Source organism: Streptomyces sp. NPDC059564 (assembly GCF_042735575.1).
In the GTDB taxonomy this organism is placed as follows: Bacteria; Actinomycetota; Actinomycetes; order Streptomycetales; family Streptomycetaceae; genus Streptomyces.
Map to the genome: position 1 here is coordinate 1 of NZ_JBHWBP010000399.1, position 6,617 is coordinate 6,617.

General features: G+C 71.2%; 5 protein-coding genes. All 5 read right to left on the bottom strand.

Annotated features, from left to right (window positions below; genetic code table 11):
* Positions 1 to 154 precede the first annotated feature (154 nt).
* Complete coding sequence (galK, locus tag ACFV0Q_RS36380; RefSeq protein ID WP_385011532.1) at positions 155 to 1,306, bottom strand: galactokinase; 1,152 nt, start codon at positions 1,304 to 1,306, stop codon at positions 155 to 157.
* 121 nt (positions 1,307 to 1,427) lie between these two features.
* Positions 1,428 to 2,522: an ABC transporter permease gene (locus ACFV0Q_RS36385; protein ID WP_385011524.1), complete on the bottom strand. Its 1,095-nt coding sequence runs from the start codon at positions 2,520 to 2,522 to the stop codon at positions 1,428 to 1,430.
* Positions 2,519 to 4,030, bottom strand: a complete 1,512-nt coding sequence (locus ACFV0Q_RS36390; protein WP_385011526.1) for a sugar ABC transporter ATP-binding protein — start codon at positions 4,028 to 4,030, stop codon at positions 2,519 to 2,521. Before ACFV0Q_RS36390 ends, ACFV0Q_RS36385 begins: the two co-directional genes overlap by 4 nt.
* A 62-nt stretch (positions 4,031 to 4,092) precedes the next feature.
* On the bottom strand, positions 4,093 to 5,136 hold the full coding sequence (locus ACFV0Q_RS36395) for a substrate-binding domain-containing protein (RefSeq protein ID WP_385011528.1): 1,044 nt from the start codon (positions 5,134 to 5,136) through the stop codon (positions 4,093 to 4,095).
* Between the two features lie 45 nt (positions 5,137 to 5,181).
* A partial coding sequence (locus ACFV0Q_RS36400; RefSeq protein WP_385011530.1) for an NPCBM/NEW2 domain-containing protein occupies positions 5,182 to 6,617 on the bottom strand: 1,436 nt, incomplete at its 5' end.

Genomic DNA, 6,617 nt, shown 5'->3' on the forward strand with positions numbered 1-6,617 from the left:
GTCCATGCCCCGACTCCAGCACGGCCGGCACACCCCGGCCAAGCCCGGCGCGGCCTCCGACCGGCCCTGTCATCCGGAGGAACCAGCGGACCCCGCCCTGCACACGGCGGCGGCCCGGATGACGCCGTCCGCCGCGTGTCGGCCAGGTCGCCTCTCAGCCGGAGTGGACCCTGTGGGCTCCCGCCGAGGGGCTCGCGGGGAAGAACTCGGGCTCCGTGTAACCGGATTCCGTGAAGGCCTTGCGGACCGACGCGACGACCGGGTCCACCGCGTCCGCCTCGGCCAGGACGATCGCCGAGCCGCCGAAGCCGCCCCCGGTCATCCTGGCTCCGAGTGCCCCGGCCTCGAGCGACGTGGTCACCGCGAGGTCCAACTCCGCGCAGGACACCCGGAGATCGTCGCGCAGAGAGGCGTGGCCCTCGGTGAGGACCGGGCCCACCGCACGAGGATCACCTGCCGCGAGGTACGCCACGACCCGTTCCACCCGCTCGTTGTCCGTGACCACGTGCCGGACGCAGTGGCGGACCGTTTCCGAGCCGAGCCGGGCCAGCGCCTCGGGGAGGCGCGCGTACGGGATGTCGCGCAGGGATCCGACCCCGAGCTGCCGGGCGCCCGCCTCGCACGCCGCACGCCGTGCCGCGTAGGCGCCGTCCCCCAGGGTGTGTTTCACGCGCGTGTTCACCACCAGGAGGGCCAAACCGTGCGGGGCGAGGTCGAAAGGGACCTGTCGCGTCGAGAGGTCGCGGGTGTCCAGGTGCAGCACGTGCCCCTCGGCACAGCAGGCGGAGGCGGTCTGGTCCATGATGCCGCAGGGGACCCCGACGAAGGCGTTCTCGGCGCGCTGTGCGATCCGCGCCAGCTCGGGCCGGCCGAGTCCGAAGCCGTGGAGTTCGTCGAGGGCGAGCGCGGTCACCACCTCCAGGGCGGCCGACGAGGAGAGCCCCGCCCCGGTCGGCACGGCCGACGAGAGGTGGACGTCGGCCCCGGTCACGGCGTGGCCCGCCTCGCGCAGGGCCCACACCACACCGGCCGGATACGCACTCCAGCCGGAGCCCGACAGCGGCTCCAAGGCGTCCACCCGGAGCGTGACGACTTCGCCGCCCATGTCCGCCGAGTGCAGCCTCAGGACCCCGTCGAAGCGCCGCGAGACCGCCGCGAACGTCCGGTGGGGGAGGGCGAACGGCAGGACGAGGCCTTCGTTGAAATCGGTGTACTCGCCGATGAGGTTGACCCGTCCCGGGGCGGCCCAGACTCCCTCGGGAGGAGCGCCGTAGAGCTCCTCGAAACCCGCTGCCACCGTGGTCATCGACACGCTCCGATCCTTTCCGTTCATGACACCGCAGCCTCTCGCGGTCCCCGGCACGCGGCCTCCGGCGACACTTCACTGACGAAGGAACCCGGCCCGGGAGCCGGACCGGTGAGGAACCTCAGGTGGGCAGTCCCACGGCCCGCTCCCCGGCGCGGCGCTTCTGGATCACTACGGCGGCGACCAGCAGGGTTCCCTGTGCGACGTTCTGCCAGAACGGGTTGACCCCCTCCACGGTCAGGCCGTTCTCCAGCGCGCCGAGCAGAGTGATGGCGAGGAGGGTGCCGCCGACCCCGCCCTTGCCGCCGGCGAGCAGGCAGCCGCCGAGGGCGGCGGCGGTGATGGCCTTCAGCTCCAGGCCTTCGCTGCCGGAGACGGGGTGGCCGAAGCCGGTCCGCGCGGTCAGCAGCACCCCGGCGATGGCCGCCACGATTCCGGCGAGCCCGTAGACGGCGATCAGGTATTTGTTGATGTGGATGCCGGCCAGGCGTGCGGCGGTGTCGTTGCCGCCGATGGCGTAGACGTTGCGGCCGATGTCGGTGTACTTCAGCAGCAGGTGAACGCCGAGGGTGACCGCGGCGAGCATCCACAGCAGGACGGGGATCCCGGCGATGGAACCGTTCGCCAGGAAGATGAACACGCTGTCGTTGCTGACGTAGCCCTGCGCCGCGCCGTTGGAGAGGAGCTGTGCCACTCCCTTGTACGCCGCGAGGGTCGCCAGCGTGGCGATCACCGGGTTGACGCGGCCGTAGACGATGACGGCCCCGTTGACGAGGCCGGCCAGGAGCCCCGCCCCGAGTGCGGCGGCGATGCCGAGCAGGGCGCTCCCGCCGCTGGAGGTGAAGACCATGGCCGAGACCACGGACGCCAGACCCACCTGGGAGCCGACGGAGATGTCCAGCGCGCCGCAGATGATCACGACGGTCTGCACGAGGGCGAGCAGCCCGGCGATGGTGACCGCGTCGCCTATGACCTTCATGTTGGCCCAGGTCAGATAGGCGGGGTTGAGCCACCCGAACAGGGCCAGGACGAGCACGAGGGCGATGATCAGGCTGAGGTTCTGGCCACCGACGGCGCCCAGGATCCGGGTGAGGCGCCGACGCGGTTCCGCGCCGGCGGCCGGTCCCGCCGCAGCGTCACGGTCGTCGCCCGTCGGGGCGGGGGCGGCGGTCGTCTTGGGCGTACCGCCCCCCGGGGTGGTCGTATTCGCGTTCACGAGAGTTCTCCGTGGGATGTCGCTGCCGTCGTGGTGGTGAGGTCGTCGGCCATGGCGAGGGCGAGGACGGCCTCTTCGGTGGCTTCGGCCCGGTCGAGCTCGCCGGTGATCCTGCCGCCCTGCATCACCAGCACCCGGTCCGCGAGTCCGAGGACCTCGGGCAGTTCCGAGGAGATGACCACGAGGGCCACACCGGCCGCGGCGAGGTCGGCGATGATCCGGTAGATCTCGGCCTTGGCACCCACGTCGATGCCGCGGGTGGGTTCGTCGAGGATCAGCACCTTGGGCCTGCGGGCCAGCCAGCGCGCGAGGACCACCTTCTGCTGGTTGCCGCCCGAGAGCGTGCGCACGTCCCGCTCCATGGGGGTGCGCACGCGCAGCCGGCCGGTGTACTCGCGGACGAGGTCCTTCTCGGCCGCGCGGCGTACGAAGCGCAGCCGGCTGATGCGCTCCAGGACGACGAGGGAGATGTTGTCGCGGATCGAGCGGTCGAGGAACAGGGCCTGCGCCTTGCGTTCCTCGGGTGCGAGGCCGATGCCCGCGCGGATCGCGTCGGCGGGCCGGTTCAGGCGCCGCACCTCGCCGAGGACGGAGACGGTGCCCCCGCGCAGCGGCAGGTCGCCGACCAGGGCCCGGGCCAGCTCGGAGCGCCCGGCGCCGACGAGGCCGGCCAGTGCGACCACCTCGCCGGCGCGGACCTGGAAGCTGATGCCGCTGACGTCGTCGCTGGTGAGGTCGCGGACGTCGAGGACGACCTCCTCGGTGGCGACGTGCTCGCGGGTGAAGCCCCGGGAAAGGTCCCGGCCGACCATCATCCGTACGAGGTCGCCCTCGTCCGTGGCGGCCGCGTCCACGGCGTCGACGAGGGCTCCGTCGCGCAGTACGGCGACCCGGTCGGCGAGCTGGAAGATCTCCTGCATGCGGTGGGAGACGTAGATGACGGCCAGGCCCTGTGCGCGCAGTCGGCGGATCAGCGCGAAGAGGGCTCCCACCTCGTGTTCGGACAGGGAGGAGGTGGGTTCGTCGAAGGCCACGACCTTGGCGTCTCCGGTCAACGCCCGCAGGATCTCGACGAGTTGGCGCTGCGCCGGAGTGAGGTCGATGCCGAGGGTGTCGGGGTCGAGGACCTTGGCGAAACCGATCCGTACGAGGTCGTCGGCCAGTCGGCGGCGCAGGGCCGCGCGGTCGAAGCGGCGGGCGCCGCGGGTCGGGAGGGCGCCGAGGTAGACGTTCTCGGCGACGGTGAGGTGGGGGACGATCTCCGGCTCCTGGGGGATGAGCCGGATGCCGGCCGCCCGGGCATGGGCGGGGGAGCGGAGCTGGAGGGCCGCGCCGTCGACCTCCACCGTGCCGGAGTCCGCGACGTGATCGCCGCAGATGATCTTCAGCAGGGTCGACTTCCCGGCGCCGTTCTCTCCCATGAGGGCGGTGACGGCGCCGGCCGGGAATTCCAGGGTGACGTCGCGCAGCGCCCGGACCGCGCCGAAGTTCTTGACGATGCGGGTCACGCGCAGTGCGCAGCCGGCCGGGCCGGATGACGGGTCGCTGGACGCGAGGCTGCCGGGCCGGCTCACTTGCACCCGAATCCCGCGTCGCGCCAGGTTCCCGCGTCGACCATCTTGGTCGGAGCGAAGGACTCGGGTGCGAATTCCTTGCCGTTCTTGAGCTTGTCGTACATGGCCTGGACGGCCAGCCCGCCCACCTCGTCGCCGGGTATGTAGAGCGCGGCCTTCATCCCGTTGTCGGCGCCGGCCTGCCAGTCCTTGCAAGCGAGGTAGGCGCCGAGGCCGATGCCCACGATGTTCTGGCCGCCCACGCCCGCGTTGTTCAGTCCCTTGACGCCGCCGGAGACGTTCTCGTCGTTGCAGCCCATGACCACCCAGTGCTTGACGCCCTGGTTCGCCGTGACCGTCGCCTCGACCTTGGCCTGCGCGCCCGCCGGGGTGTTGTCCGTGCCGAGTTCGACGCTCTGGACGTCAGGACCGCCGGCCTCCTTCCAGGCGGACTTGGCTCCGTTGATCCGGTCGCCGCAGACCGTCGTGTCCTGCTTCCAGGCGTAGATGATCCGGGTGTCCGCCGCGTCCCATCCGGCCTTCTTGAACTCGGCGGCGGCCCGCTTGCCGACCTCGGCTCCCATCTGGGCTCCGGAGAAGCCGACGCGGGCCACGAGGTCGGAGGCTTTGCAGTCCGCGGGCTTGGGGCCGCTGACGCATACCTGGTCGTCGGAGGTCAGCAGCGGGATTCCGGCGTTCTTCGCCTCGGCCGCGACCTGGGGTCCCACGGCCGATTCCGGTACCACGATGATGACGCCCCGGTTCTTCTGGGCGATGGCCGACTTGACCTCGGTGATGGTCTTGGAGGCGTCGTTGCCCAGGTTGACGACGGTGAGCTTGATGCCCAGCTCGGCCGCCTTCTTGCGGGCCCCCGCGGCCTCGGAGACGAAGTACTCCTGGTCGCCTTGCTTCTGCAGGTAGGCGATGGAGAGGGGGCCGTCGGCCGGCTTGTCCGCACCCGGGGCGGCGGCGGGTCTGCCGGAGGAGCAGGCGCCCAGGGTGAGGACCAGCGCGAGGGATCCGGCCAGGGCGGCGCCACTGCGGTATCGGTTCAGGGACATGTGAGGGGTCTTCCTGTTCGGGCTGTCGCAGCCTGTGTCGGCGGGTCAGTTGCAGGTGAGCCGGGGAGTCGCCCAGTCCGCGTGGTCGTAGTCGATGCCGTTGCCGCCGTCGGTGACGACGAGCTTGAGCGTCCGGCCGCCGGTCAGGTCGGCGGTGAGCCTCTTGGCGGCGTCCGCCGTGGTCACCACTCCGCTGTCGGCGACCTTGGTGGCGTCCCGGTAGATCTGGAAGGTGACCGCTCCGGTGAAGGAGCTTTCGTCGTCGACGCCCACGTCCACCGTCAGGCCGGTGCACCGGGCGCCGAGGTGGTAGGTGATCGTGCTGGAGGCGTGGGCGCCGAGGCCCTTCGCGTGGACGGCGCCGTTGATCGTCAGGGCCCTGCCGTCACCGGCCGGCCGCTCGCCGTTGCTCCGGTCCTTCTCGACCGGTCCCCAGCCGTTGGCCACGCCCGTCCAGGGGAGATCGGACAGGTGGGACGTGCCGGAGGGCGGGAGGGGGAGCGGACCGGGTGTGATCCGGTAGGCGACGGTCGCGTGGGACGGTACGGAGGCGCTGATCGTGCCGCTCGTGTTCGTCGACACGGCCTTGGTCCACAGGTCCTTGAGGGTGGAGGGACCGCGGTTGCCGATGCCCAGGGCGTCGGTGGTCGTGGAGACGGTGGCGGTGGCCCCGGTCTCGTTGGTCAGCGAGACCGCCACGTCCCCGTTCCGCAGCTCCTTGGCCATGACCACCAGGCCCGCGTTGGAGGAGACCACCGTGCCCTGCTTGCCCAGAGGGTCCTGGTCGACGGCGATCACGTCGGCGTTGGAGAGGATCGAGAAGGTGTCGGCGCTCGCCTTGCGCAGGTCGGTCCCGATCAGCAGCGGCGCCGACATCATCGACCACAGGGTGAAGTGGGTGCGGTACTCGGCGGCGGTCATGCCGCCGTTGCCGACCTCCAGCATGTCCGGGTCGTTCCACTGGCCGGGCCCGGCGTACGGGGCGAGCGGCTGGTTCCGGTGCGCGATGTTGATCATCGAGGACCAGTTGTCGGAGATGTCGCCCGTCGTGCGCCACAGGTGGGCGAGCGGCGCCGCCCACTCCCAGGGTTTGTTCTCGCCCCACTCACACACGGACAAGACGATGGGCCGGCCCGTGGTGCGCAGGGCGTTCGCCATGTCGGTGTAGCGCTTCCTGGCGTCCACGCCCTGGTTGTTGCAGTTGTCGTACTTGAGGTAGTCGACGCCGAAGGAGGCGAACAGGTTCGCGTCCTGCTGCTCGTGGCCGAGGCCGCCGGGGAAACCGGCGGTGTCGCAGGTCCTGGTGCCCGCGCTGGTGTAGATGCCGAACTTGAGCCCCTTGCCGTGCACGTAGTCGGCGACCGCCTTGATCCCGTGCGGGAAGCGGACGGGGTCGGCGACCAGGTTGCCCGAGGCGTCCCGTTGCGGCAGCGCCCAGCAGTCGTCGAGGTTGACGTACTGGTAGCCGGCCTCCTTGAGTC

What these genes read in the sequence shown, in the direction of transcription:
- galK (WP_385011532.1), bottom strand. Translation starts at nt 1,306, where the DNA reads ATGACCACGGTGGCAGCGGGTTTCGAGGAGCTCTACGGCGCTCCTCCC.
- ACFV0Q_RS36395 (WP_385011528.1), bottom strand. Translation starts at nt 5,136, where the DNA reads ATGTCCCTGAACCGATACCGCAGTGGCGCCGCCCTGGCCGGATCCCTC.